We start from the raw sequence: 25,806 nt of genomic DNA, 5'->3' as shown, positions 1-25,806 counted from the left end.
CGGACGCCTCCGCCCGGCCGGCCGTGCCGGACGGGGGCGTGGCGCCGCTCAGAGCCAGCCGTTGCGCCGGAATCCGCGGTACAGGACCACGCACGCCACGGATATGACGACCAGCACGAGCGGGTAGCCGAACGTCCACCGCAACTCCGGCATGTGTTCGAAGTTCATCCCGTACACGCCGCACACCATCGTCGGCACGGCGATGATCGCGGCCCACGCCGTGATCTTCCGCATGTCCTCGTTCTGGGCGACGGTGACCTGCGCCAGATGCGCCTGGAGGATCGAGTTCAGCAACTCGTCGAAGGCGAACAGCTGCTCCTTGACCCGCAGCAGATGGTCGGCGACATCCCGGAAGTACGCCTGTATCTCCGGCGCCACCACCCGGATCGGCACGGTGGCCAGTTCCTCCAGCGGACGGCTGAGCGGCACCACGGCCCGCTTCAGCTCCAGGAGTTCACGCTTGAGCTGGTAGATCCGCCCCGGGTCGGCGCGTGCGCCGTTCTCCGCGAAGACGTCCGTCTCGACCTCGTCGATGTCCTCCTGCACCGAGTCGATGACGCTCAGATAGTCGTCCACGACATGGTCCGCGATCGCGTGCAGCACCGCGGCCGGCCCCTTGGTGAGCTGCTCGGCGTCCGACTCCAGCTCCTCGCGCAACGGCCCGAGCGAGCCGTGCCGTCCGTGCCGCACGGTGATCACGAAGTCATGGCCGGTGAAGACCATGATCTCGCCCGTGTCGACCACCTCACTGGTCGACGTGAGCTTCTCGTGCTCGATGTAGCAGACCGTCTTGAACACGGCGAACAGCGTGTCGCCGTACCGCTCCAGCTTCGGCCGCTGATGCGCCTCCACCGCGTCCTCGACCGCCAGCGGATGCAGGGCGAACAGCTCCGCGATGCCGGCGAACTCTGCGTCCGTGGGCTCGTGAAGACCCAGCCAGACGAATCCGCCGCCGCGCTTGCGCACCCGCCGCAGGGCCTCGGCCGCGTCACCGCTCTCCGGAACCCGCGCACCGTCCTGATAGATCACGCAGTTCACCACCGAGGAGCCCAGCGGGGACCTGGCCGGATGGCTGAGGTCGACGCGGGGACGCCGACGGGTCAGCCGTGCCACCTTGCGCAGGCGGCCGACCTTCGACAGGCCGGTGACCTTGCGCAGATTGCCTGCCATGGACATCTGAACCCCCCTGCGTCCCTGCGTCGGATCTCCTGCGGGTCATCTCGACGGCCCCCGGGCCGTGTTTCTCGCCGCGGAGTGCGTCGTGGCCGCCAGTCTGCCAGGTGGGGGAGAGACGCGGGTGAGCCTGTGGGAGCAGCGCATTCCGCTTGGTTCCCGCCTGTGGACGACGCGGGCGCAGCCGGGTCCGGCGGCGGTGGGAACGGCGGAAATCGGGGCGGCGGGCCGAGCGTCGCCCTCTTCGGACAAGGGCGGCAACTGGGATGATCGGCCCATGACGCGAACCGACGGATACCTCCTCGACAACCGGCAGGCCGAGGCAGCCGAGCGCTTCGACGCCTTCGCCGCACTCTTCGACCCCACGACGTTCCGGCACCTCGAACGGCTCGGCACCGGCCCCGGCTGGCGTTGCTGGGAGGTCGGCGCCGGAGGCACCTCGGTGGTGTCCTGGCTGGCCAAGAAGGTCGGTCCCACCGGGCGGGTCGTCGCCACCGACATCGACACCTCCCGGCTCACCCCGGCCGCGCGCCCGCCGGTCGAGGTGCGCGTCCACGACGTCGCCGCCGACGAGGCCCCGGGCGAGGGCTTCGACCTGGTGCACGCCCGGCTCGTCCTCGTCCATGTGCCGGACCGGGACAAGGCGTTGAAGTCGATGATCGGCGCCCTGCGGCCCGGCGGCCGCCTGCTGATCGAGGACGCCGACCCGGCCCTGCAGCCCCTGCTCTGCCCCGAGGACCACGGCCCCGAGCAGCAGCTCGCGAACCGGCTGCGCAACGGCTTCCGCACCCTCCTGGCCGACCGCGGCGCCGACCTCTCCTACGGCCGCCGGCTGCCGCGGCTGCTGCGCGAGGCCGGGCTGCAGCGGGTGGAGGCCGACGCCTACTTCCCGCTCGCCTCGACCGCCTGCGCAGCGCTGGAGTCCGCCACCGTCCGGCAGATCCGCGACCGGCTCGTCGCCGAAGGCATCGCCACCGACGCGGAGATCGACCGCCACCTCGCCAACGTGGCCGCCGGCACCATGGACCTGGCCACCGCCCCGATGATCTCGGCGTGGGGCCGCAAGGCGCCGGAGGAGAACGGCGGCTGAGCCGCCCAGCCCGACCTCACCTGCAGCGCCTCATGTCGCCGAGGGGGGTCTGCCACCCACCCGTCCCACGGCCAGCGCACCGGCCCGGCAACCCTCCCGCGCCGCCTCCTCGGGACCGGTGCCCCTGAGCAGCGCGGCCAGGAAGGCGCCCGTGAAGGCGTCCCCCGCCCCGGTCGTGTCCCGCGCCTCCGCCGGTTCGGCCGGAAGACGCGCGCACACGGCCCCGCCCCGGGCCACCAGCGCCCCGTCCGCGCCCTGCTTGGCGACCACCAGCGGCACCAGTCGGCTCAGTTCGGCCGCCGCCCGCGCCGCGTCGGCCACTCCCGTGAGCAGGCGGGCCTCGTCCCGGCTGGGCAGCAGGACGTCCACTCCCGCCACCGCCTCCAGGAAGCGGTCTGCGCCCAGGCGCACCAGGAACCCGGCCGACGCCGGATCCAGACTCACCCGCACGCCCCGCGCGCGTGCCGACCGCAGAGCCGCCGCCACCAGCGCCCGGCTCGGCTCCGAGAACAGCAGATACCCCGACAGATGCAGATGCCCGACCCCGTCGAGCAGGTCCTCCGACCAGTCCCCGGGGTCCAGCCGCAGGGACGCGCCGCTGTCGGTGAGGAACGTCCGCTCGGCGGCGGCGCCGCCGTCGACCAGGCAGATCACCGTCCCGGTCGGCGCCTTCGGATCGACGACGAGCAGGGGCCGTACCCCGCCGGCCACCAGCTCCCGCTCGTGCCAGGCCGCCGCGTCCGCCCCGACCCGCCCCAGCAGCCGTACGTCCGCGCAGCCCCGGTACGCCGCCCAGCAGGCCACGTTGGCGCCCGCGCCGCCCGGCACGGTCCGGATGGCCGCCGCCGTGTCCGTGCCGGAGGCGAGCGGCCCGTCGTGGCGGGCGACGACGTCCGTCACCACGTCCCCGACGACCAGGAGGGCACCCGGCGAGGGCGCCGGGTCCTGGGCCGCCTCCGCGCTCACATCCCGGTCCAGGCCGCCGCGATCCGGCCCGCCAGCCGTACGTTGCCGCGCACCGCCGCCAGGTTGGCGCTCAGGGAGGCGCCGTCGGTGTGCCGTACCAGGTGGTCCAGGAGGAACGGGGTGACGGCCTGGCCGGTCACGCCGCGCTCCTCGCACGCCTGCAGCGCTTCGGCCAGCACACGCGCGTGCAGGTCCGGGTCGAGCTGCTCCTCCTCCGGCACCGGGTTGGCGACGATCAGCGCCGACGGGGGCCCGTCGAGATCGTCCTGAGCGCGCATCACCTCCGCCACCTCCCTCGGTGAGCGCACCGTCCAGTCCACCGGGTGTCCCGAGTCGGACAGATAGAAGCCGGGGAAGCGCTCGGTGCCGTACCCGGCCACCGCCACCCCCAGGGTCTCCAGCCGCTGCAGCGTCGCCGGGACGTCCAGGATCGACTTCACACCCGCGCACACCACGGTGATGCGGGTCCGTGCCAGCAGTCCCAGGTCGGCCGACTCGTCCTGCGTCACCGTCCACTCCCGGTGCACACCGCCCAGACCGCCCGTCGCGAACACCCGCACACCGGCCAGTGCCGCCAGCTGGGCCGTCGCCGACACCGTCGTCGCGCCGCTCGCCCCTGCCGCGATCGCAAGCGGCAGATCCCGGTGCCCCAGCTTCCGGATGCCGTCCTCGTTGGCGATCCGCTCCAACTGCTGCTTGTCGAGGCCGACATGCGGCCGTCCGTCCAGCACGGCGATCGTCGCGGGCACCGCGCCCTCCCGCCGTACGACGTCCTCCAGTTCCAGCGCCACCTGGAGGTTGTGCGGACGGGGCAGCCCGTGCGCGATGATCGTGGACTCCAGGGCCACCACCGGGCGACGCGCGTCGACCGCCTCCCGCACTTCCTCCGACACCACCAGCACCACGCGACCGCCTCCTGTCTGTCGGTACACCTCATCCCTGGCGACACACGCGGCCGGTCAAACCCTTGCGGCCTGTGGGGGACGACACCAGCCTGGAGCGCATGAAGGACAACACCGCACGTCTCGACCATGTCGTCCTGTGGGTCCGCGACCCGGTGGCGGCCGCCGGCTTCTACGAGAAGACGGTCGGCATGGAGCCCGTCCGGCTCACCGAGTTCACCGAAGGAGCGGTGCCGTTCCCGTCCGTCCGCCTCAACGACGAGACGATCATCGACCTCATGCCGCTCACCATGGCCGAGCGGATGAAGATGCTGCCCGGCGCCGCGGGGAGCGCCGGCCACCCCGTCAACCACGTCTGCCTCGCCCTGCCCGGCGACGACTTCGACACCCTGCGCGCCCGCCTGGAGGAGGGCGGCACACCGGTGTCGGACATCTCGCGCGACTCCTTCGGCGCCCGCGGGAACGCCACGCGCAGCTTCTACTTCCGCGACCCCGACGGCAATGTGTTCGAGGCCCGGCATTACGACTGACCTGGTGAGTAGGTGACCTGGTGACCTGGAAAGGGGGCCACGCGCGCGTGGCCCCCTCCCGCATGCCTCCGGCGTCAGACCCGCTGCAGGCCGTCCAGCGCCCCGTGCGGGTTGAGCACGTACTTGCGGCTCGCCCCCTGGTCGAAGTCGGCGTAGCCGGCCGGTGCGTCCTCCAGCCCGATCACGGTGGCGTTGACCGCCTTCGCGATGTGGACCCGCTCGTGCAGGATCGCCATCATCAGGCCCCGGTGGTACTTCATGACGGGGCACTGCCCGGTCGTCAGGGTGTGGCTCTTGGCCCAGCCGAGACCGAGGCGCACCTTCAGGGTGCCGGTCTGCGCGTCCTGGTCGACGCCACCCGGGTCGTCCGTGACGTACAGGCCGGGGATGCCGAGGGCACCGCCCGCGCGCGTGAGGCCCATCAGCGAGTTGAGGACCGTGGCGGGCGCCTCCCCGGCGTCCTTGCCATGGGCCCGTGCCTCAAAGCCGACCGCGTCGACCGCGGCGTCCACCTCGGGCTCCCCGAGGATCTGCGCGATCTGGTCCTCGGCGCTGCCCTGCGAGACGTCGACCGTCTCGCACCCGAAGCTGCGGGCCTGCGCGAGGCGTTCGGCGTTCAGGTCGCCGACGATGACGACGGCTGCGCCCAGCAGCTGCGCCGAGGCGGCGGCCGCGAGCCCCACCGGGCCCGCCCCGGCGACGTACACCGTCGACCCGACCCCGGCGCCCGAACTGACCACACCGTGGAAGCCGGTCGGGAAGATGTCCGACAGCATGGTCAGGTCGAGCAGCTTCTCGCGCGCCTGCTCCCGGTCGGGGAACTTCAGCGCGTTGAAGTCCGCGTAGGGGACCATCACGTACTCGGCCTGCCCGCCGACCCAGCCGCCCATGTCGACATAGCCGTAGGCGGCGCCCGGCCGGGCCGGGTTCACGTTCAGGCAGATGCCCGTCTTGCGTTCCTTGCAGTTGCGGCAACGCCCGCAGGCGATGTTGAACGGTACGGAGACGATGTCGCCCACGTCGAGGAACTCGACGTCGGGCCCCCGCTCGACGATCTCTCCGGTGATCTCGTGACCCAGGACCAGCCCCGCCGGCGCGGTCGTCCGCCCGCGCACCATGTGCTGGTCGCTTCCGCAGATGTTGGTCGCGAGGATCTTCAGGATCACCCCGTGCCGGCAGACCCGGCCGACGTTGTCAGGATGGACTCCCGGACCGTCCTTCAGCTCGAGCGTCGGATAGTCGATGGTCCTGACCTCGACCGCGCCCGGCTTCAGATACGCCACTGCCCTGTTTCCGCTCATGCGTGACCTCCGTCCCTTCGGCTCCCGTGTCTTCCGGAAGTCAGTCGGATACCAGCGGCTGCGCGCACATCCGAGTCTGCTACCGCTCACGCCGTCCGGCCAGCCGTCACGCGTCCACCGGCCGCGGCGGTCCATGACGGCTTGAGAGGAGCCTTGTTCGGGGGCGGGGGGGGGCCACGTGTCAGTCGCCCGCGACGGCTCCCGTCCGTCCGCTCCGGGTGAACAGGGCCAGCGTCGCCAGCGGCAGCAGCAGACAGGCGGCGAAGAGGTTCAGCCAGGCGTAGCTGGCCGTGGCGACGACGAGACCCGCGGCCGCGCCGCCGATGCCCGCCGAGGCGTTCATGACCAAGTCCGACAGGCCCTGCGCGGCGGCTCGCGCGGCCTGCGGCACCGAGTCCGTGAGCAGCGCCGAACCCGCGACGAGACCCGCGGACCAGCCGAGGCCCAGCACGAACAGGCCGACCGCCGTCTGCCCGTGCCGGCCGCCCGCCGTACCGGCGAGGAACACCGCGCACGCCAGCAGCCCCACGGCCAGCCCGATCCCGGACAGCCGCCCCAGCCGGTCGGACAGCCGGCCCATCAGCGGGGCGAAGGCGTACATGCCCGCGATGTGCCCGCTGATGACCAGCCCGATCAGCTCGATCCCGGCGCCGTGATGTTCCAGGTCCACCGGGGTCATCGACATGACCGACACCATCGCGGTGTGCGCCACGGCGACCGCCACGACGGCCAGCCGGGCCCGCGGCGAGGCGGCCACCGCGGCCACGCCCGCGCGCAGGGAGCGCCCCGCGGGCGACCGCTCCTCCACCGGTGCGAGGGCACGCGCCGTCAGCAGCGGGTCCGGGCGCAGCAGTACGGCCACCACGACCGCGGACAGCAGGAAGATCCCCGCCGCCCACAGGAACGGGCCGGCCGCCGCGGGTATCCCGAGGCCGGTGACGCTGCGGCCGGCGGGTGCCGCGATGTTCGGCCCGATCACCGCGCCGATGGTGGTCGCCCACACGACCAGCGAGATGGCACGCGCGCGCTGCTCGGGCTCGGCCAGGTCGGCGGCCGCGAAACGGGCCTGGAGGTTCGCCGAGGAGGCCGCGCCGAACGCCGCCAGCCCGCACAGGAGCAGCGGGAAGCTTCCGGCCCTGGCCGCGACCACGCTGACCCCGGCGCCCAGGGCGCCGATCAGATAGGCCAGGACGAGCCCCGGACGGCGCCCCCGCGCGTTCATCAGCGCGGCCAGCGGCATCGACAGCACCGCTGTGCCCGCGACGGTCGCCGTGGGGGCGAGCCCCGACAGCGACTCGGTGCCGCTGACCTCCTTGGCGAGGACCGCGGCGAGCGCGATGCCGGTGGCGACCCCGAGGCCGCCCAGGATCTGCGTGGCGATCAGCACGGCCGACGTCCGACGCCGCAGTGCCGCGAGATCCTGGGGTGTCGCCGGCGCGGCCGCCCGGCGCTCCACACTCGTCATGACGCCTGCCCGGACGCGGCGTGCGTCCAGCCGGACGGCGCAAGGCGACACACCGGACCGGCCGCGTACGGGCGGGTGAAAAATGTCGTCGTCACGGGCGCAGTCTCCCCCCTTCGAAGCGCCGGCCCAACCGATTACCCCGGCCGGTCCGCCGCTCGTCGCCGCTCGGACACGGCGCCCCGGTCAGAACAGCGGCTCCGGCAGGACCCCTTCCAGCGCCAGCAGCTTCCGCTTGGTCTCCAGGCCACCCCCGAAGCCCCCGATGCCGCCGCCGCTCTCCACGACCCGGTGGCACGGCACCACGACCGGCAGTGGGTTGGCGCCCATCGCCATACCGACCGCCTGGGCCGCGCCCGGCTGCCCGACCCGCCCCGCCAGATCGCCGTACCCGACGACCGCCCCGAACGGCACCGACGAGGCCAGCTCGCGCAGGACCTGCCGGTTGAAGCCCGAGATCAGCGACCAGTCCAGCGGCAGGTCGAAGTCCTTGCGCGTCCCCGCGAAGTACTCCTCCATCTGCCGTATCGGCTCGGCGAGCAGGGCGGACCCGGAGTCCTCGACCGGATCGGCGCCCAGCCGCGCGGCCAGCCGCTCCAGCGTCTTCTCGCGTATCTCCGGCGTGGCGTGGAACACGACGCTGACCAGGCCGTCCCGTGTGGCGGCCAGCATCAGCGGACCGATGGCGGTGCCGACGACGGCCCACACCACCCGCTGCTCGTCCTGCCCGTGGCTGTCCATGTGCTCACCGTACGGGCCGGCACTGACAACGCGTCCCGGAGCACCGCTCAGCCGGCCGGCAACGCGTCCCGCACCACGTCCGGGCTGTTGGTGATGATCCCGTCGACCCCGTACCCGGCGACCTGCCGGGCGGTGTCCGCGTCGTTCACGGTCCAGGTGAACACCTCCAGCGGCCCGCCGTGCGGTCCGTCGAACTCGTGGACGGAGGAGACGTAGCCGGGGGAGACCGTCGTGTACGACGGGTTGATCTGGTCGGCGAAGACCGCGTACCGCGACAGGTCCGCCACGGACGGCGTGCCGAGGAGACCGGTCTTCACCGTCGGCCGCAGCTCGTGCACGGCACGGACGCTGTCGGCGCTGAAGCTCTGCACGATCAGCCGGCCCGCCAGGTGCGAGGCGTCGAGCCAGCCCTCGTCGTCCAGCGTCTTCAGGATCTGCTGCTCGATGCCCGGGTACAGCTCGGGGTTCTTGATCTCCAGCAGCAGCTTCTGCCCGTGCGACTCCACCCGGTCCACGAACTGCCTCAGGGTCGGCACGCGCGCGCCCGCGAACTCCGGCCCGAACCAGCTGCCCGCGTCCAGCCGGGCGATCTCCGCCGCTGTGAAGTCCTTCACCTTCCACGGGGACCGGCCGGGAAAGACCTCCTCCACGTCCGTGGTGCGCTTCAGGTTGTCGTCGTGGATCACGACCAGCTCGCCGTCCTTGGTGCGCTGCACGTCGTTCTCGACCCACTCGACGCCCAGGCCGGCGGCCGCGTCGACGGCGGCCAACGTGTTCTCTGGCGCGTAGGAGGAGGCCCCGCGGTGGGCGATGACCGTCGGTCGCTCCGCCCGGACGCCCGCGCCGGCGGCGGGAGCGGGAAACAGCAGGGCGGCCGTTCCCAGCAGTGCGGCCGTCGTGGCGGCAACAGCGCGCGCGTGCATACGTACTCCTCGTGTCGAAGATCACGGTCAGCTCAACTCTGACAGCACAGGGTCAACGACGAAGGAGTGCGGGTCGGCCGCAGAACGCCCGGAGTTGCCCCGTCCGCTCACTCGTGCCGCACAACTGAGGCAGGCTCGTGTTTCTTTGCAGGAGAATCGTTCGAGCCTTGCGGTGGGGGTTACTCTCTGCCTCAACCCTGGCCCGCTCGGGCGGTCCCGGGAGGGGGCGCACGATCGAACATTCCGGGATGTAAACAGGCGGAAGGGCAGCCTCGTATGCAGGGGACGGTCGACGGTTTCAGCTACGGGATCGTCACACCGCTGGTGGCCTACCTCATGGCCTGCCTCGGCGGTGCGCTCGGGCTGCGCTGCACCACCAGGTCGATGCTCGTCGCGCGCTCCCGGCGCCCCGCCTGGCTCGCCCTCGGCTCGGTCGCCATCGGGTCCGGCATCTGGACCATGCACTTCATCGCCATGATGGGCTTCACCGTCGACGAGACGCCGATCCACTACGACAAGCCCATCACGTTCGCGAGCCTCGCCCTCGCCATCGTCATGGTGGGCATCGGCATCTTCATCGTCGGCAGCCGCGGCGCGCGCGGGACGGCCCTGTTCACCGGCGGCACCATCACCGGCCTGGGCGTCGCCTCCATGCACTACCTCGGTATGGCGGGCATGCGCCTGGACGGCAGGCTGGAGTACAACACGCTCACCGTCGCCGCCTCCGTCTTGATAGCGATGCTCGCCGCCACCGCGGCCCTCTGGGCCGCCGGACAGGTCAGGGGTGTGCTCTGGAGCGTCGGCGCCAGCCTGATCATGGGCCTCGCCGCCAGCGGCATGCACTACACCGGCATGGCCGCCCTCAGCGTCCATCTGCATCACACCGTGCCCGCCACGGCCGGCGACTCACCCGCCTCCCTGCTCGCGCCGATGCTGGTCGGCCCGCTCGCCTTCCTCCTCCTCGCCGGAGCCGTCATGATCTTCGGGCCCAGGACGGTCCTGGGACAGCCCGAGGAACCCCCTGCCGAGGAGAAGCCCGGCGTACCGGCCCACGCCACCGTCCCGCGCCGGCTCCGCCACCCGGCGCACACCGCCCGCCGTACCGTCCAGCGAGCCGCCCGGACCCCCCAGAACCACTGATCGGGCCGCGTTGTCAGTGGCGGGTCGTACGGTTGATGGCATGCGGCCCGTTTCCAGCATCGAACGCACGGTGGCGCCCTTCGAGGTCGTCAGCCCCTACCAGCCCAACGGCGACCAGCCCGCGGCCATCGCCGACCTCGCCCGGCGCATCCAGGCAGGCGAGAAGGACGTCGTCCTCCTCGGCGCGACCGGCACCGGCAAGTCCGCGACCACCGCGTGGATGATCGAGAAGCTCCAGCGCCCCACCCTGGTGATGGCGCCGAACAAGACGCTGGCCGCCCAGCTGGCGAACGAGTTCCGCGAACTCCTGCCGAACAACGCCGTCGAGTACTTCGTCTCGTACTACGACTACTACCAGCCCGAGGCGTACGTCCCGCAGTCGGACACCTACATCGAGAAGGACTCCTCGATCAACGAGGAGGTCGAGCGCCTGCGCCACTCCGCGACCAACTCGCTGCTCACCCGCCGCGACGTCGTCGTGGTCGCCTCGGTCTCCTGCATCTACGGCCTCGGCACCCCGCAGGAGTACGTGGACCGCATGGTCCCGCTGAGGGTCGGCGAGGAGATCGACCGGGACGAGCTGCTGCGCCGCTTCGTCGACATCCAGTACACGCGCAACGACCTCGCGTTCACCCGCGGCACCTTCCGGGTCCGCGGCGACACCATCGAGATCTTCCCGGTCTACGAGGAGCTCGCCGTACGCATCGAGATGTTCGGCGACGAGATCGAGGCGCTGTCCACGCTGCATCCGCTCACCGGCGAGATCATCAGCGACGACCAGCAGCTCTACGTGTTCCCGGCGTCCCACTACGTCGCGGGCCCGGAGCGCATGGAGCGCGCCGTCAACGACATCGAGAAGGAGCTCGGCGAGCGCCTCGCCGAGCTGGAGAAGCAGGGCAAGCTGCTCGAGGCCCAGCGGCTGCGCATGCGCACCACGTACGACCTGGAGATGCTCCGCCAGATCGGCACCTGCTCCGGCGTCGAGAACTACTCGATGCACTTCGACGGCCGCGAGCCCGGCTCCCCGCCGAACACACTGCTGGACTACTTCCCGGACGACTTCCTGCTCGTCATCGACGAGTCGCATGTCACGGTGCCGCAGATCGGCGCCATGTACGAGGGCGACGCCTCCCGCAAGCGCACCCTCGTCGACCACGGCTTCCGTCTGCCCTCGGCCCTCGACAACCGGCCGCTGAAGTGGGAGGAGTTCCAGGAGCGCATCGGCCAGACCGTGTACCTGTCGGCCACCCCCGGCACCTACGAGCTCTCCCGCTCCGACGGCCAGGTCGAGCAGATCATCCGCCCGACCGGCCTCGTCGACCCGCAGGTCGTCGTCAAGCCCACCGAGGGCCAGATCGACGACCTGGTCCACGAGATCCGCGGCCGCGTCGAGAAGGACGAGCGCGTCCTGGTCACGACGCTCACCAAGAAGATGGCCGAGGACCTCACGGACTACTTCCTGGAGCTCGGCATCCAGGTGCGCTACCTCCACAGCGACGTCGACACGCTCCGCCGCGTCGAGCTGCTGCGCGAGCTGCGCGCCGGAGAGTTCGACGTCCTCGTCGGCATCAACCTGCTGCGCGAGGGCCTCGACCTGCCGGAGGTGTCCCTGGTGGCGATCCTCGACGCGGACAAGGAGGGCTTCCTGCGCTCCGGCACGTCCCTCATCCAGACCATCGGCCGCGCGGCGCGCAACGTCTCCGGCGAGGTCCATATGTACGCGGACAAGATCACCCCGGCGATGGAGAAGGCCATCGACGAGACCAACCGCCGCCGTGAGAAGCAGATCGCGTACAACGAGGCGCACGGCATCGACCCGCAGCCGCTGCGCAAGAAGATCAACGACATCGTCGCGCAGATCGCCCGCGAGGACGTCGACACCGAGCAACTGCTCGGCACCGGCTACCGGGCGAAGAAGGACGGCCGGGGCACCAAGGCGCCCGTCCCGTCGCTCGGCGGCAAGGCCGCGCAGGCCGCGAAGCCGGCCAAGGGGAGGTCCAAGGCCAAGGAGACCGTCCCGACCGACCAGCCGGCGGCCGAACTCGCCCAGCAGATCGAGGACCTGACGGAGCGTATGCGCGCCGCCGCCGCGGACCTCCAGTTCGAGATCGCGGCCCGGCTGCGGGACGAGGTGTCCGAGATGAAGAAGGAGCTGCGTCAGATGAAGGAGGCAGGAATCGCCTGACCGGCCCATGTCCTCGCCCGTTGACCCGGCCCGCGCGTACGCGCAGTGTTGCAAGACCGACACAAAGTGGGGACCGGGGTACGTCACTGTCAGTGCCCCTGCGTAGGGTTCTCGTCATCCGCGGAGCCCGCGGGCAACAGGGGACTGTTCGAGAGGGGAATCAGCACGTGACCGTCAACATGACCAAGGGTCAGGCCATCAGTCTGCAGAAGAACGACGGGGGCAGCCTGACCGCGGTGCGCATGGGTCTCGGCTGGCAGGCGGCTCCCCGGCGCGGCCTGTTCGGTTCGCGCACGCGGGAGATCGACCTCGACGCCTCCGCGGTCCTCTTCGCGGACAAGCAGCCGGTCGACGTCGTCTTCTTCCGCCACCTGGTGAGCGACGACGGCTCGGTCCGCCACACCGGCGACAACCTCGTCGGCGGTGTCGGCCAGGGCGGCGACGACGAGGCCATCCTCGTCGACCTCGCGCGGGTACCGGTCCACATCGACCAGATCGTCTTCACCGTGAACTCCTTCACGGGCCAGACGTTCCAGGAGGTGCAGAACGCGTTCTGCCGCATCGTCGACGAGACCAACGGCCAGGAGCTGGCCCGCTACACGCTGGCGGGCGGCGGCGCCTACACGGCCCAGATCATGGCGAAGGTGCACCGCGCGGGCGCGGGCTGGACGATGACCGCCCTCGGCACCCCGGCCAACGGCCGCACCTTCCAGGACCTGATGCCGGCGATCCTGCCGCACCTGTAGGCCCGCCCGGCGAGCAGCACACGACACGACAAGCGACACAGGGGGACGAGGGCATGACGGCCGAGCTGGTGCGGGGGCAGAACCACCCGCTTCCCCAGTCCCGTCTGGAGATCAGGGTCTCGGCCGGCACGCCGATGGTTGCGGCTGCCACGCTCGGCGACGAGCAGGGCAGGATCCACGGCGTGGACTGGGTGGCCCATCCCGGCACCCCCACCCTGCCCGGCCTGGAGGTCTCCCGGCAGGCGGCCGCCGACCATCGTCTCGCGGTGGACCTGGACGCCATGCCGGAGGCCGTCCACCGGGTCAGTGTGCTGCTCGCCCTGCCGACCGGCGCCGGGGGGCCGACCCGCTTCGGTGCCGTCCCCGCCCCCTTCGTCGCGGTCACGGGCCTCGACGGCACCGGGATCGCCAGCTTCACCGTGGCCGGTCTGGACACCGAGTCGGCCGTGATCGCCCTGGAGCTCTACCGCCGCCAGGGCGCCTGGAAGGTACGGGCCATCGGCCAGGGCTACGCGGGCGGTCTCGCCGACCTCTTCACCGACCAGGGCCTGGCCGAGGCCCGCCAACTCGCCGGCGGCATCCATGAGGCGGTGGCCCAAGGGCTGGCGCGCTCCGTACCGGCCCCCTCGTCCCGCCCTGACGGCGACCGCTCCCGGCAGCCGGCCGCACCGGCTCTCGGCCCGGACCAGGGCGGCCCCGCCTCCACCTCCAGCGGGTCCGGTCCCGTGCCGACGTCGCCTTACGGCACGCAGACGCCGGGGATACCGGGCCAGCCCGCGCCCCAGTCTCCCTACCAGGGCGGCGACGCCCAGCCGGCCGCGCCCACCTCCGGCGGCGGCATCGACTACAGCCACCCGCGCCGGCAGACCTCCGCTCCGCCGCCACCGCCGCCCACCGCGCCCCCGGCCGAGCCCGGCAGGCCGGCGCAGCCCGTGGCCGGTGACGCCACCGGCTGGTCCATGGACGAGCGGCTCTACAACCAGGTCTGGGGCATGTTCGAGGACCTGGCCCGCACCACGGCCGCCTACCGCAGCGCGGTCGACTTCGCCGAGTCGCGCATGGAGAAGGAGCTCGACCAGGTCCTGTCGGACCCGCGCAGCAGGATCGGCGGCCAGGGCGACGCGGCCCGCGAGGCGGCGCAGGCCCGGCACACCGAGCTGGTCGACCAGGCCCAGGCGGCCCTCGACCGGGACGTGGCCCAGCTGACCGCCGAGTCCGAGGTCGTCGAGCCCGCGCTGCCACCGGCGTTCGCGCGCTGGGACAACCCCGTCTGGCACGGCTACCGCGTCCCGATGGAGATCCCCATGGCTCTGCGTCTGGGCGACCTCCATCTGCCCGAGTGCGCCGACCTGCGTATCCCGATGCTGATCCGGCTGCCGCTCGAGCGCGGCCTGTGGATCGACAGCGGACGCGGCGCGTCGCTCGATGGCTCCTTCACCGACACCCACGACATGCGCCGCCTCGCGATGGAGACGGCCGTGGCGCACGCGGCCCGGCTTCTCGCGGTCTACCCGGCGGGCGAGTTCACCGTGCATGTGATCGACCCGGCGGGTTCGGGCGCCCAGGCCCTCGACCCGCTGGTGCGCACGGGCGTGCTCGCGGGCCCGCCTGCCACGGGGGCGGCCGGCGTGACGGACGTCCTGGCCCGTCTCACCCAGCGCGTCGACCTAGTGCAGATGGCGCTGCGCGGTGGAGCGCCCGACTCCCTCCCGCCCGGCTTCGACACCTCCCAGCAGCTCCTGATCGTCAACGACTTCCCGCACGGCTTCGACGACCGGGCCGTTAACCAACTGCGCTACCTCGCCGACGAGGGCCCGGCCGTCGGCGTCCATCTGATGATGGTGGCAGACCGTGAGGACGCCTCGGCCTACGGGCCGCTGCTCGACCCCCTGTGGCGGGCGCTGCTACGTCTGACTCCGCTGCCGGACGACCACCTGGCCGACCCCTGGGTAGGGCACGCCTGGACCTACGAGCCCCCGGTCGTGCCGCCCGGCAGCCAGGTGCTCCAGCAGGTGCTGACGAAGGTCGCCGAGGCCCGCGCCAAGCATTGGTAAAAGGCGCCTGACCTGCATACTTGATGATTCTTTTGCCCAGCGCTTTACCTTTCCTTGGTGATTGGTTACTGTTGATCCCACGGAGGGGAGTACTCCCTGTCTGCTGCGGCGTACCCGTCAATACGGATCAGGCCAGATCCCGGGGCGTCGGCCCATCGTGGGTGGAAGAGACCTCCGGCGCGCGACGACGCTGACATCTGCCGTTACGACTGCCGGAGGCGCAGTGGAAGTTTCAACGACCTTGTGGGTCCTGACCATCGTGGGCCTCGCCGCCCTGATCGCCGTCGACTTCTTCATCGGCCGCAAGCCGCATGACGTGTCCATCAAGGAAGCCGGAATCTGGACGGTCGTCTGGATCGCCCTGGCCGGCCTCTTCGGCCTCGGTCTGCTGCTCTTCGGCGGCGGGCAGGCAGGCGGAGAGTTCTTCGCCGGCTTCATCACCGAGAAATCGCTGAGCGTCGACAACCTCTTCGTCTTCGTCCTTATCATGGCGAAATTCGCGGTGCCGTCGCAGTACCAGCAGCGCGTCCTGCTGGTCGGTGTCCTCATAGCCCTGGTGCTGCGGGCGATCTTCATCGCCGCCGGCGCCGCGATCCTCGCCAGCTTCGCCTGGGTGTTCTACCTCTTCGGCGCCTTCCTCATCTGGACGGCCTGGAAGCTCATCCAGGAGGCCCGCGCCGACCAGGAGGAAGAGGAGTTCGAGGAGAACAAGCTCCTCAAGGCCGCCGAGCGCAGGTTCGGCGTCGCCGACCGCTACCACGGCACGAAACTGTGGATCCAGGAGAACGGCAAGCGGGTCATGACCCCGATGCTGGTCGTGATGCTCGCGATCGGCACGACCGACGTGCTCTTCGCCCTGGACTCCATCCCCGCGATCTTCGGCCTCACGCAGGACCCGTACATCGTCTTCACCGCCAACGCCTTCGCCCTGATGGGCCTCCGGCAGCTGTACTTCCTCATCGGCGGTCTGCTGCGCAAGCTGGTCCACCTGAGCTACGGCCTGTCGATCATCCTCGGCTTCATCGGCGTGAAGCTGGTGCTGCACGCTCTGCACGAGTCGGGGGTCCACGTCCCCGAGATCAGCATCCCCGTCTCGCTCGGCGTGATCTGCTCCGTCCTGATCATCACCACGATCACCAGCCTCCGGGCCTCCCGGAAGCAGGCGGCGGCCGAGGCCGTGGAGCAGGGCGGGGAGGGCACTCCCAAGGACCGCGTCGACGTCTGACCGCCGGCCGGCGGCAGGACGCCGAAGGACCGACACCGGGAGCGGTGCACGGCAAGCGCCGTGCACCGCTCCCGTCGCACGGCAGACCGCCCACCGGGGCGATCGGCCCCGACCTGGACCGCGACGTACAGGAGATGACCGATTTCGCACCACGACACGAGACACGCGAGCCACCCGCTCCACGAGGCGCCCGCAGGGCCGCCCGAGCACTCCTCAGACAATGCGAACCCGAAGAGCCTTTGCGACGATCACTCCATGATCGATCGGCTCAGACCGCTCGCGACCCGGTGGACGACCGTCGTGCCGGTGCTCGCGGTCGTGCTGCTGGTCCTCACCTGGGGGCGGGACCTGCCCGGCGCTGTGGTCGCGGTGGTCACGCTCGTCCTGGCCGGCGCCGTCCTCGCCGCCGTGCACCACGCCGAGGTGGTCGCCCACCGGGTGGGTGAACCCTTCGGATCACTCGTCCTCGCCGTCGCCGTCACGATCATCGAGGTCGCCCTCATCGTGACCCTGATGATCGACGGCGGTGACAAGAGCTCCACCCTGGCCAGGGACACCGTCTTCGCGGCCGTGATGATCACCTGCAACGGCATCGTCGGCCTGTCCCTGCTGGTCGCCTCCTTGCGGCACCGCACAGCGGTCTTCAACCCCGAGGGCACCGGCGCCGCCCTGGCGACCGTCGCCACGCTCGCCACCCTGAGCCTGGTGCTCCCCACTTTCACCACCAGCAAGCCCGGCGCCGAGTTCTCCACGGTGCAGCTGACGTTCGCCGCGGTCTCCTCGCTGATCCTCTACGGCCTGTTCGTGACGACCCAGACCGTCCGGCACCGCGACTACTTCCTGCCCGTCAGCCGGAAGGGGGAGGTGATCACCTCCGACGTCCATGCCGACGCGCCCTCCAAGCGCGCCGCACTGACCAGCCTCGGACTGCTCGGCATGGCCCTGGTCGGCGTCGTCGGCCTCGCCAAGGGCGTCTCGCCCACCATCGAGTCCGGTGTCGAGGCAGCCGGGCTGCACCAGGCCGTCGTCGGCGTCGTCATCGCCCTGCTGGTGCTGCTTCCCGAGACGATCGCCGCTCTGCGCGCCGCGCGCCGGGACCGTGTGCAGACCAGCCTGAATCTGGCCCTCGGCTCGGCGATGGCCAGCATCGGCCTCACCATCCCCGCGGTGGCGCTGGCCTCCCTCTGGCTTTCCGGTCCGCTCGTCCTCGGGCTCAGCCCCACCCATATGGTGCTGCTCGCCCTGACGGTGGTGGTGAGCTCGCTGACGGTGGTTCCGGGGCGGGCGACCCCGCTCCAGGGCGGCGTCCACCTGGTCCTGTTCGCGGCCTATCTGGAACTCGCGATCAACCCCTGAGACCGCGCCGGCCGCGCAGCCCGTCACCGGCTCCCGTCATCCGGTGGCGGGCTCCGCCGCCGTCGTCACCGCCGCCACCGGGCGAGTCTCGGGCAGCAGTGCGAAACATCCCAGGCTGAGCAGCGCGATCCCCGTCAGATACGCCCCCACGCCCCACGGCACCCTGCCGCCCTGCCCCGCGAGCGCGGTGGCCACGATCGGGGTGAGCGCGCCGCCCAGGACCCCGCCGAGGTTGTAGCCGACCGCCGCACCCGTGCAGCGCACCCGGGGTGCGTACAGCTCCGGCAGATACGCGGCGATCACCGCGAACATGGTGATGAACGCGATCAGCGCACCGGTGAAGCCCAGGAACATCGGCAGAGGCCGGCCCGTGGCGAGCAGGGCGACCATCGGCAACATCCACAGGGCGGCCGCGGCACACCCGGCCAGGCACAGGGGCCGGCGCCCGTACCGATCGCCGAGCATGGCCATCACCGGGGTGAGCGCGCCCTTCACCACCACCGCGCCCATCACACACGTCAGCATGACGGTGCGGCTCGCCCCGAGCCGTTCCGTGCCGTACGCCAGCGACCAGGTCGTCACCGCGTAGAAGATCGCGTAACCGACCGACAGCGCCCCGGCCGTCAGCAGCAGAACCCGCCAGTGGTCGCGCAGCACCTCGACGAGCGGCACGCGCGCGTGGTCGTCGATCTCCAGGAACCGCGGGCTTTCCGCGAGCGACGACCGCAGCCACAGCCCCGCCACGGCGAGCACCCCGGCAGCCCAGAACGGCACGCGCCATCCCCACGACGCGAACTGCTCCTCGGACAGCCCCGCCGACAACCCCAGCACCACCCCGTTGGCCAGCAGGAAGCCCAGCGCCGGACCGACCTGCGGGAAGCTCGACCACAGTGCGCGCCGGTGGGCGGGGGCGTGCTCCACGGCCAGCAGCACGGCCCCGCCCCACTCGCCCCCGAGCCCCAGCCCCTGCAGGAAGCGCAACACGAGCAGCAGCAGGGGCGCGGCGACGCCGATCGTCCCGTACGCCGGCACACAGCCGACCGCGACCGTGGCACCCCCGGTCAGCAGCAGGGAGGCCACGAGCACCGGCCGGCGCCCGCGCCGGTCCCCGATGTGCCCGAACAGCACCGACCCCAGCGGCCGCGCCACGAAACCCACGCCGAACGTGGCGAACGCGGCGAGCGTTCCCGCCAGCGGCGAGAACGTCGGGAAGAACAACGGCCCCAGCACGAGGGCGGCCGCGGTCCCGTAGACGAAGAAGTCGTAGAACTCGATGGCCGTCCCGGCGAGCGAGGCGCTCGCCAGCCGCAGCATGGAGGGCGCCCTTACGGTGCGTGCGTCGCGCATACCGGAGCAACTACCCAGCGTGATCGCCGGTTACGGGGGCGTGGGGGCGCGCCGGGGGTGATCAGTACGTAACGGTGATGCGCCGGGCGGGACCGTCCACGCGCACGGTGCCGCCGTACGGGATCACGAGCTGCGGATCGGTGTGCCCGAAGTCGACGTCGAAGACGATCATCGTCTCGGGGGCGTACGCCCGCATGGCGCGCTCGACGGCCGCGCGCTGCTCGGCGGCGTACCGGGCGGCCTCCTGCGGGGAGTTGGGGCGCTCGAAGGACCAGGTTTTCGCGCGGCCCATGAGCAACGCCGAGAAGCGCTGCAGCAGCCCGCGCTCGCCCATGTTCCGCAGGGTGCGGAAGACCTCCTCGCCGCTCGGCATCTCCTCGCTCGTCTCCAGCAGCAGGACGCCGCCGTCGTACTCGGAGAGGTCGTGGGCGATCTCGCGGTCCGCCATCAGCAGCCAGCCGAGGATCTCCAGACAGCCGCCCCAGGTGCGGCCCTCCACCACACGGCCGGCGTCGACCCAGCTCCAGGGGCCGGCGGGCCGCAGCTCCGCCTCCGACTCGAAGGTCGCGGGATCGGCCCAGTCGCGGTTGATGTCGTTCCAGCGCTCGGCGGGGGTGAGGGTGTACTCGCCGGAGGTGAACAGCGCGGCCCGCAGGGAGTCGGCGGTTCGCGGGTTCATGGCGCCGGGGCGGCCGAGCTCGACCATCACGCTCGTGCCGTGGTAGGCGACGATGCCGGTGTTGCGCAGGAACATCAGCAGGTTCGTGTTGTCGCTCATACCGAAGAACGGCTTCGGGTTCGCCCGGATCAACTCCCGGTCCAGATAGGGCAGCACGGTGATCTGGTCGTCCCCGCCGATGGACGCGATGACCGCCTTGATGTCCGGGTCGGCGAAGGCGGCGTGGATGTCGTCCGCCCGCTCCTTCGGCGTGGACCCCATCCTGCGGGTCGCCGGATACTCGACCGGTACGAGTCCGAAGTCCTCGCGCAGCCGCTTGAGTCCCAGTTCGAAGGGCTGCGGGAAGAGACCGGGCAGACCCGCTCCGGGCGAGATGACGGCGACGCGGTCACCGGGGGAGGGCTTGGGAGGGTAGGCGATCATGGTCATGCCCAGAGGGTAGGGGCGGGGAGCGCGCTCCGCACCGTGATAAACCGGGGTCCGGGCAGCGGTGGTTCCCGCACCGCACGCCCCGCACCGCACGACCCTGAACGGACCGGAGGAACCGTGCCCCGCACCCTCGCCGACGCCCCCATCATGATCCTGAACGGCCCCAACCTGAACCTGCTCGGACAGCGTCAGCCGGAGATCTACGGCTCCGATACCCTCGCGGACGTGGAGGCCCTGTGCGCCAGGACGGCGGCCGCGCACGGCGGCACCGTCGACTTCCGGCAGTCCAACCACGAGGGCGAGCTGGTCGACTGGATCCACGAGGCACGGCTCGGCCACTGCGGGATCGTGATCAACCCGGGGGCCTACTCGCACACCTCCGTGGCGATCCTGGACGCCCTCAACGCCTGCGACGGGCTGCCCGTGCTGGAGGTCCACATCTCCAACATCCACCGCAGGGAGTCGTTCCGGCACCACTCCTACGTCTCCCTGCGGGCCGACGGCGTCATCGCGGGCTGCGGGGTGCAGGGGTATGCGTTCGGCGTGGAGCGCGTCGCGGCGCTGGCGGGGGAGGGCCGGGCGGACACCTGACAGGACGGTTCGCCGGGGCCGCCGGCCGAGGGCGGGGATGGAAAGACCGGCGGCCCGTTCCGCTCAGGAGCCGTCATCCTGCGCGGGGCTGACACCAGTGGACCGCGCGCCGGCGCGCGCCGGGAGCGCGCGCGTGGCTTCACCGTGTGCGCGGCGTTCACACGGGGCGCGCACGCCGGGGCCCGTGAGGGCACGGGCGCCGCGTCACCAGCCGCGGGCGCGCCACTCCGGCAGATGCGGGCGCTCGGCGCCCAGCGTGGTGTCGTTCCCGTGCCCCGGATAGACCCACGTCTCGTCGGGCAGCACGTCGAAGATCTTGGTCTCGACGTCGTGGATCAGGCTGGCGAACGCCTCGGGATCCTTGCGGGTGTTGCCGACACCGCCCGGGAAGAGGCAGTCCCCGGTGAACACATGGGGATGCCCGTGCGGGTCGTCGTAGACAAGGGCGATCGAACCCGGCGTGTGCCCGGCCAGGTGGCGCGCGGTGAGCTCCACGCGCCCCACCCGGATGACGTCGCCGTCGTCGACGAGGACGTCCGTGGGGACCGGGATGCCGTCGGCGTCCTCGCGTCCGGCGTAGGTGCGCGCGCCGGTGGCGTCCACGACTGCGGCGAGGGCCTGCCAGTGGTCGCCGTGCTGGTGGGTGGTGACGACGGACGCGATGCCGTCGTCACCGATCGTGCCCAGCAGGGTGTCCGCCTCGTTGGCGGCGTCGATCAGCAGTTGCTCGTCCGTGGCCCGGCAGCGCAGCAGATAGGCGTTGTTGTCCATCGGGCCGACCGCGATCTTGGTGATCATCAGGTCCTTGAGCTCGTGCACGTCGGCGGGGCCACCGACCGTCACCTGTCCGCTGTACGTCATGGCGGCAGCCTATAGCGGGGGCTCACGGCCGGTCGTCCCGACGCCGGAGAAGGCCGGCCGCTCCTGCGAGGGCTAGAGCGGCGGAAGCGTCGGAAGGGCGCCGCCCTCGACCGTCAGCGCGGAGCCGGTGCGACGTCCGGAGAGCCAGCCGAGCAGGTCGGCTCCGGTGCCCCGGACGGTGATCCCGGCCACGTCCTCGTCCCGTCCGGTGCGCCACACGCGTGTGCCGTCCGTCAGCCGGACCGGCTCGACGTCCGGGTGCCCGGCGAAGCGCTCCGCGAGGAAGTCGGTCTCCCGCTCCACGAACTCGGCGGGCAGATCCTCCAGCTCGTATCCGATGCCCAGGTCGACGTGGTGGAGCTCCACCTCGACCCACCGGCGGAACGGCAGACGGGCCGCCGTGTCCGTCACACCGTTGCGCAGCTCCACCGTGCGGGACCAGTCGGCGGGCACGGCCGCCGCCTGCTGGAAGCGGTCGGCGCTCTGCCGGACGTCGGTGAGCTGGACGTCCAGCGGCCGGGGAGCGTCCCGCTCGATGTCGGCGTCACGGGCGGCAGCGGAGACGTACATGGGGCGTCCCTCGAGGACGTTCACCAGGGCGTCCGCGTTGCGCGCGAGGTGGGCGAGGACGTGACCGCGGCTCCAGCCGGGAAGCCGTGACGGCTCGGTCACAGAGGCGTTGTCCACCTTGGCGGCTGCGGTGAGCAGCCGTTCGGTCGCCTCGCGTACAGACTCCAGGTCACGAGCGTGATCAATCATGGGCCTGACATTAGCTCCACCACACCTTTGGGTGAAGGTGGTGAACGTGGACCATAAATCGAATGCGCGTGCTATAGGCTCGATCGCGGCGTCGGGCATGCTGGAAGCCCCGGGATTGTTGTCCCTCACGGAATCCGACCGGCGTTGTCAGTGGCTCCCCCTAGTCTGGAAATGACGGGGCCTCGCCCCTGTCACTTCTCTCAAGAAAGGTGCGGACCGGCGTGGCCGACCGTCTCATCGTCCGTGGCGCGCGCGAGCACAATCTGAAGAATGTCTCGCTCGACCTGCCGCGCGACTCGCTCATCGTCTTCACGGGCCTGTCGGGGTCGGGCAAGTCCTCGCTGGCCTTCGACACCATCTTCGCCGAGGGGCAGCGGCGCTACGTCGAGTCGCTGTCGTCGTACGCCCGGCAGTTCCTCGGACAGATGGACAAGCCGGACGTCGACTTCATCGAGGGTCTGTCCCCGGCCGTCTCCATCGACCAGAAGTCGACCTCGCGCAACCCGCGCTCCACGGTCGGCACCATCACCGAGGTCTACGACTACCTCCGGCTGCTCTTCGCGCGCATCGGCAAGCCGCACTGTCCCGAGTGCGGCCGCCCCATCACGCGCCAGTCGCCGCAGGCCATCGTCGACAGGGTCCTGGAGCTGCCGGAGGGCAGCCGCTTCCAGGTCCTTTCGCCGCTGGTGCGCGAGCGCAAGGGCGAGTTCGTCGACCTCTTCTCCGACCTCCAGACCAAGGGCTACTCACGCGCACGCGTGGACGGCGAGACGATCCAGCTGTCCAGCCCGCCCACGCTGAAGAAGCAGGAGAAGCACACCATCGAGGTGGTCGTCGACCGCCTCACCGTCAAGGACTCCGCCAAGCGCCGCCTCACCGACTCCGTCGAGACCGCTCTCGGCCTGTCCGGCGGCATGGTCGTGCTCGACTTCGTCGACCTCCCCGAGGACGACCCCGAGCGCGAGCGCATGTTCTCGGAGCACCTTTACTGCCCGTACGACGACCTCTCCTTCGAGGAGCTGGAGCCGCGCTCCTTCTCCTTCAACTCGCCGTTCGGCGCCTGCCCCGAGTGCACCGGCATCGGCACGCGCATGGAGGTCGACGCCGAGCTGATCGTCCCGGACGAGGACAAGTCCCTCGACGAGGGTGCCATCCACCCCTGGTCGCACGGGCACACCAAGGACTACTTTGGCCGTCTGATCGGCGCTCTCGCGGACGCCCTCGGCTTCCGGACGGACATCCCGTTCGCCGGTCTGCCGCAGCGTGCCAAGAGGGCCCTCCTCTACGGCCACAAGACGCAGATCGAGGTGCGGTACCGCAACCGGTACGGCCGCGAGCGTGTCTACACGACGCCGTTCGAAGGCGCCGTCCCCTTCGTCAAGCGCCGGCACAGCGAGGCCGAGAGCGACGCCAGCCGCGAGCGCTTCGAGGGCTATATGCGCGAGGTGCCCTGCCCCTCGTGCCAGGGCACCCGGCTGAAGCCGATCGTCCTCGCCGTCACGGTCATGGGGAAGTCCATCGCCGAGGTCTCCGCCATGTCCATCAGCGACTGCGCGGACTTCCTCGGCGAGCTGAAGCTGACCGCCCGCGACAAGAAGATCGCCGAGCGCGTGCTGAAGGAGGTCAACGAGCGGCTGCGGTTCCTGGTCGACGTCGGCCTGGACTACCTCTCGCTCAACCGCGCGGCCGGCACCCTGTCCGGCGGCGAGGCCCAGCGCATCCGGCTCGCCACCCAGATCGGCTCCGGACTCGTCGGCGTCCTGTACGTCCTCGACGAGCCGTCCATCGGTCTGCACCAGCGGGACAATCACCGGCTGATCGAGACCCTGGTCCGCCTGCGCGACATGGGCAACACACTCATCGTCGTGGAGCACGACGAGGACACCATCAAGGTCGCCGACTGGATCGTCGACATCGGCCCCGGCGCCGGCGAGCACGGCGGCAAGGTCGTCCACAGCGGCTCCCTGAAGGAGCTGCTCGCCAACGACGAGTCGCAGACCGGCCAGTACCTGGCGGGCAAGAAGGCCATCCCGGTGCCCGACATCCGGCGCCCGCTCGACCCGTCCCGGCAGCTCACGGTCCACGGCGCCCGGGAGAACAACCTCCAGGACATCGACGTCTCCTTCCCGCTCGGCGTCTTCACCGCGGTGACCGGCGTCTCCGGCTCGGGCAAGTCGACCCTGGTCAACGACATCCTGTACACGCACCTGGCCCGTGAGCTGAACGGCGCCCGCAGCGTCCCCGGACGGCACACGCGCGTGGACGGCGACGACCTGGTCGACAAGGTCGTGCACGTCGACCAGTCGCCCATCGGCCGTACGCCGAGGTCCAACCCGGCGACGTACACCGGCGTCTTCGACCACATCCGCAAGCTGTTCGCCGAGACGACCGAGGCGAAGGTCCGCGGCTATCTGCCGGGGCGCTTCTCCTTCAACGTCAAGGGCGGCCGCTGCGAGAACTGCGCGGGCGACGGCACCATCAAGATCGAGATGAACTTCCTCCCGGACGTCTACGTCCCGTGCGAGGTCTGCCACGGCGCCCGGTACAACCGGGAGACCCTGGAGGTCCACTACAAGGGCAAGTCCATCGCCGAGGTCCTGAACATGCCGATCGAGGAGGCCATGGACTTCTTCGAGGCCGTCCCGGCGATCAACCGGCACCTCAAGACGCTGAACGACGTCGGTCTCGGCTACGTCCGGCTCGGCCAGGCGGCGACCACGCTGTCCGGCGGTGAGGCACAGCGCGTGAAGCTCGCCAGCGAGCTGCAGAAGCGCTCCACCGGCCGCACGGTCTACGTCCTCGACGAGCCGACCACCGGTCTGCACTTCGAGGACATCAGCAAGCTGCTGAAGGTCCTCTCCGGCCTGGTCGACAAGGGCAACACGGTCATCGTCATCGAGCACAACCTCGACGTGATCAAGACCGCCGACTGGCTCGTCGACATGGGTCCCGAGGGAGGTGCCGGAGGCGGCCTCGTCGTCGCCGAGGGCACGCCCGAGGAGGTCGCCGCGGTCCCGGCCAGCCACACCGGCAAGTTCCTGCGCGAGATCCTCGACGCCGACAGGATCAGCGACGCCGCCTCCGTGAAGGCCCCCCGCAAGACGGCCAGGAAGACCGTCGCGGCCGGCTCGGCGACGCGCAGGACCGCGACGGCCAGGACGGCCGACAAGGCCACCGGCGCCTCGGCCACGAAGAAGACGGCGGCCAAGAAGACGGCCACGAAGAAGACCGCGGCGACGAAGACGACGCGGGCTCGCAAGGCCTGAGCGACCGGTCCGTCCCTCCGAGGGCCGGACCAGACGATTCCGGAACGGGCGGCGCCCCGCGGGAACTTCCCGCGGGGCGC

General features: G+C 71.1%; 21 protein-coding genes. 10 read left to right on the top strand and 11 right to left on the bottom strand.

Annotated features, from left to right (window positions below; genetic code table 11):
• Positions 1 to 48 precede the first annotated feature (48 nt).
• Positions 49 to 1,176: a magnesium and cobalt transport protein CorA gene (locus ACFV46_RS20950; protein ID WP_361929986.1), complete on the bottom strand. Its 1,128-nt coding sequence runs from the start codon at positions 1,174 to 1,176 to the stop codon at positions 49 to 51.
• A gap of 274 nt (positions 1,177 to 1,450) precedes the next feature.
• On the opposite strand from ACFV46_RS20950, the gene ACFV46_RS20945 reads away from it, so the two are divergent.
• Positions 1,451 to 2,263, top strand: a complete 813-nt coding sequence (locus tag ACFV46_RS20945; RefSeq protein WP_385499166.1) for a methyltransferase domain-containing protein — start codon at positions 1,451 to 1,453, stop codon at positions 2,261 to 2,263.
• 30 nt (positions 2,264 to 2,293) lie between these two features.
• On the opposite strand, the gene ACFV46_RS20940 is transcribed toward ACFV46_RS20945, so the two are convergent.
• Positions 2,294 to 3,229 (bottom strand): carbohydrate kinase family protein, encoded by a 936-nt coding sequence (locus tag ACFV46_RS20940; RefSeq protein WP_385499163.1) that lies wholly within the window; start codon positions 3,227 to 3,229, stop codon positions 2,294 to 2,296.
• Complete coding sequence (locus ACFV46_RS20935) at positions 3,226 to 4,134, bottom strand: pseudouridine-5'-phosphate glycosidase (protein WP_385499161.1); 909 nt, start codon at positions 4,132 to 4,134, stop codon at positions 3,226 to 3,228. Before ACFV46_RS20935 ends, ACFV46_RS20940 begins: the two co-directional genes overlap by 4 nt.
• A 98-nt stretch (positions 4,135 to 4,232) precedes the next feature.
• Between ACFV46_RS20935 and ACFV46_RS20930 the strand changes: the two genes are divergently transcribed.
• The gene (locus ACFV46_RS20930) at positions 4,233 to 4,661 is read left to right on the top strand and encodes a VOC family protein (RefSeq protein ID WP_376728029.1); all 429 of its coding nucleotides are present in this window, start codon (positions 4,233 to 4,235) and stop codon (positions 4,659 to 4,661) included.
• 74 nt (positions 4,662 to 4,735) lie between these two features.
• On the opposite strand, the gene fdhA is transcribed toward ACFV46_RS20930, so the two are convergent.
• The 4 genes from fdhA to ACFV46_RS20910 form a co-directional block, all read right to left on the bottom strand.
• Positions 4,736 to 5,962, bottom strand: a complete 1,227-nt coding sequence (gene fdhA / locus ACFV46_RS20925; protein ID WP_385499159.1) for a formaldehyde dehydrogenase, glutathione-independent — start codon at positions 5,960 to 5,962, stop codon at positions 4,736 to 4,738.
• A 181-nt stretch (positions 5,963 to 6,143) separates the two neighbouring features.
• Positions 6,144 to 7,427 (bottom strand): MFS transporter, encoded by a 1,284-nt coding sequence (locus ACFV46_RS20920; protein ID WP_385499158.1) that lies wholly within the window; start codon positions 7,425 to 7,427, stop codon positions 6,144 to 6,146.
• A 183-nt stretch (positions 7,428 to 7,610) separates the two neighbouring features.
• Positions 7,611 to 8,165, bottom strand: coding sequence for a methylated-DNA--[protein]-cysteine S-methyltransferase (locus tag ACFV46_RS20915; RefSeq protein WP_376727983.1), 555 nt, complete (start codon positions 8,163 to 8,165; stop codon positions 7,611 to 7,613).
• Between the two features lie 47 nt (positions 8,166 to 8,212).
• A complete protein-coding gene (locus ACFV46_RS20910; protein WP_376727982.1) occupies positions 8,213 to 9,088 on the bottom strand; it encodes a glycerophosphodiester phosphodiesterase in 876 nt (291 codons plus the stop codon).
• A 276-nt stretch (positions 9,089 to 9,364) separates the two neighbouring features.
• Here ACFV46_RS20910 and ACFV46_RS20905 point away from each other — a divergent pair, with 276 nt between their 5' ends.
• The 6 genes from ACFV46_RS20905 (at position 9,365) to ACFV46_RS20880 (ending at position 17,794) form a co-directional block, all read left to right on the top strand.
• The gene (locus ACFV46_RS20905) at positions 9,365 to 10,228 is read left to right on the top strand and encodes an MHYT domain-containing protein (protein WP_385499155.1); all 864 of its coding nucleotides are present in this window, start codon (positions 9,365 to 9,367) and stop codon (positions 10,226 to 10,228) included.
• Positions 10,229 to 10,268: 40 nt separating this feature from the next.
• Positions 10,269 to 12,413 (top strand): excinuclease ABC subunit UvrB, encoded by a 2,145-nt coding sequence (gene uvrB / locus ACFV46_RS20900; RefSeq protein WP_385499152.1) that lies wholly within the window; start codon positions 10,269 to 10,271, stop codon positions 12,411 to 12,413.
• Between the two features lie 167 nt (positions 12,414 to 12,580).
• Positions 12,581 to 13,159, top strand: coding sequence for a TerD family protein (locus tag ACFV46_RS20895; protein WP_361929962.1), 579 nt, complete (start codon positions 12,581 to 12,583; stop codon positions 13,157 to 13,159).
• A 53-nt stretch (positions 13,160 to 13,212) separates the two neighbouring features.
• On the top strand, positions 13,213 to 15,213 hold the full coding sequence (locus ACFV46_RS20890) for a TerD family protein (protein ID WP_385499150.1): 2,001 nt from the start codon (positions 13,213 to 13,215) through the stop codon (positions 15,211 to 15,213).
• 223 nt (positions 15,214 to 15,436) lie between these two features.
• Positions 15,437 to 16,438, top strand: coding sequence for a TerC/Alx family metal homeostasis membrane protein (locus ACFV46_RS20885; RefSeq protein WP_385499148.1), 1,002 nt, complete (start codon positions 15,437 to 15,439; stop codon positions 16,436 to 16,438).
• Positions 16,439 to 16,693: 255 nt separating this feature from the next.
• Positions 16,694 to 17,794, top strand: coding sequence for a calcium:proton antiporter (locus ACFV46_RS20880; RefSeq protein ID WP_385499146.1), 1,101 nt, complete (start codon positions 16,694 to 16,696; stop codon positions 17,792 to 17,794).
• Between the two features lie 36 nt (positions 17,795 to 17,830).
• On the opposite strand, the gene ACFV46_RS20875 is transcribed toward ACFV46_RS20880, so the two are convergent.
• Together ACFV46_RS20875 and ACFV46_RS20870 are read right to left on the bottom strand one after the other, a co-directional pair.
• Entirely contained in the window at positions 17,831 to 19,108 is a 1,278-nt protein-coding gene (locus tag ACFV46_RS20875) for an MFS transporter (protein ID WP_361930264.1), read from the bottom strand.
• A 94-nt stretch (positions 19,109 to 19,202) separates the two neighbouring features.
• Positions 19,203 to 20,249, bottom strand: a complete 1,047-nt coding sequence (locus ACFV46_RS20870; protein WP_385499145.1) for a S66 peptidase family protein — start codon at positions 20,247 to 20,249, stop codon at positions 19,203 to 19,205.
• A 117-nt stretch (positions 20,250 to 20,366) separates the two neighbouring features.
• On the opposite strand from ACFV46_RS20870, the gene aroQ reads away from it, so the two are divergent.
• Entirely contained in the window at positions 20,367 to 20,840 is a 474-nt protein-coding gene (aroQ, locus tag ACFV46_RS20865; protein ID WP_385499143.1) for a type II 3-dehydroquinate dehydratase, read from the top strand.
• 204 nt (positions 20,841 to 21,044) lie between these two features.
• On the opposite strand, the gene ACFV46_RS20860 is transcribed toward aroQ, so the two are convergent.
• Both ACFV46_RS20860 and ACFV46_RS20855 read right to left on the bottom strand, forming a co-directional pair.
• Positions 21,045 to 21,701, bottom strand: a complete 657-nt coding sequence (locus tag ACFV46_RS20860) for an MBL fold metallo-hydrolase (protein ID WP_361929949.1) — start codon at positions 21,699 to 21,701, stop codon at positions 21,045 to 21,047.
• Positions 21,702 to 21,773: 72 nt separating this feature from the next.
• Entirely contained in the window at positions 21,774 to 22,460 is a 687-nt protein-coding gene (locus ACFV46_RS20855; RefSeq protein WP_361929947.1) for a maleylpyruvate isomerase family mycothiol-dependent enzyme, read from the bottom strand.
• 221 nt (positions 22,461 to 22,681) lie between these two features.
• Here ACFV46_RS20855 and uvrA point away from each other — a divergent pair, with 221 nt between their 5' ends.
• On the top strand, positions 22,682 to 25,726 hold the full coding sequence (gene uvrA / locus ACFV46_RS20850) for an excinuclease ABC subunit UvrA (RefSeq protein ID WP_385499140.1): 3,045 nt from the start codon (positions 22,682 to 22,684) through the stop codon (positions 25,724 to 25,726).
• Positions 25,727 to 25,806 lie beyond the last annotated feature (80 nt).

The organism is Streptomyces sp. NPDC059852 (genome assembly GCF_042731455.1).
In the GTDB taxonomy this organism is placed as follows: Bacteria; Actinomycetota; Actinomycetes; order Streptomycetales; family Streptomycetaceae; genus Streptomyces.
This window is presented reverse-complemented; position numbering and strand designations above follow the sequence as displayed.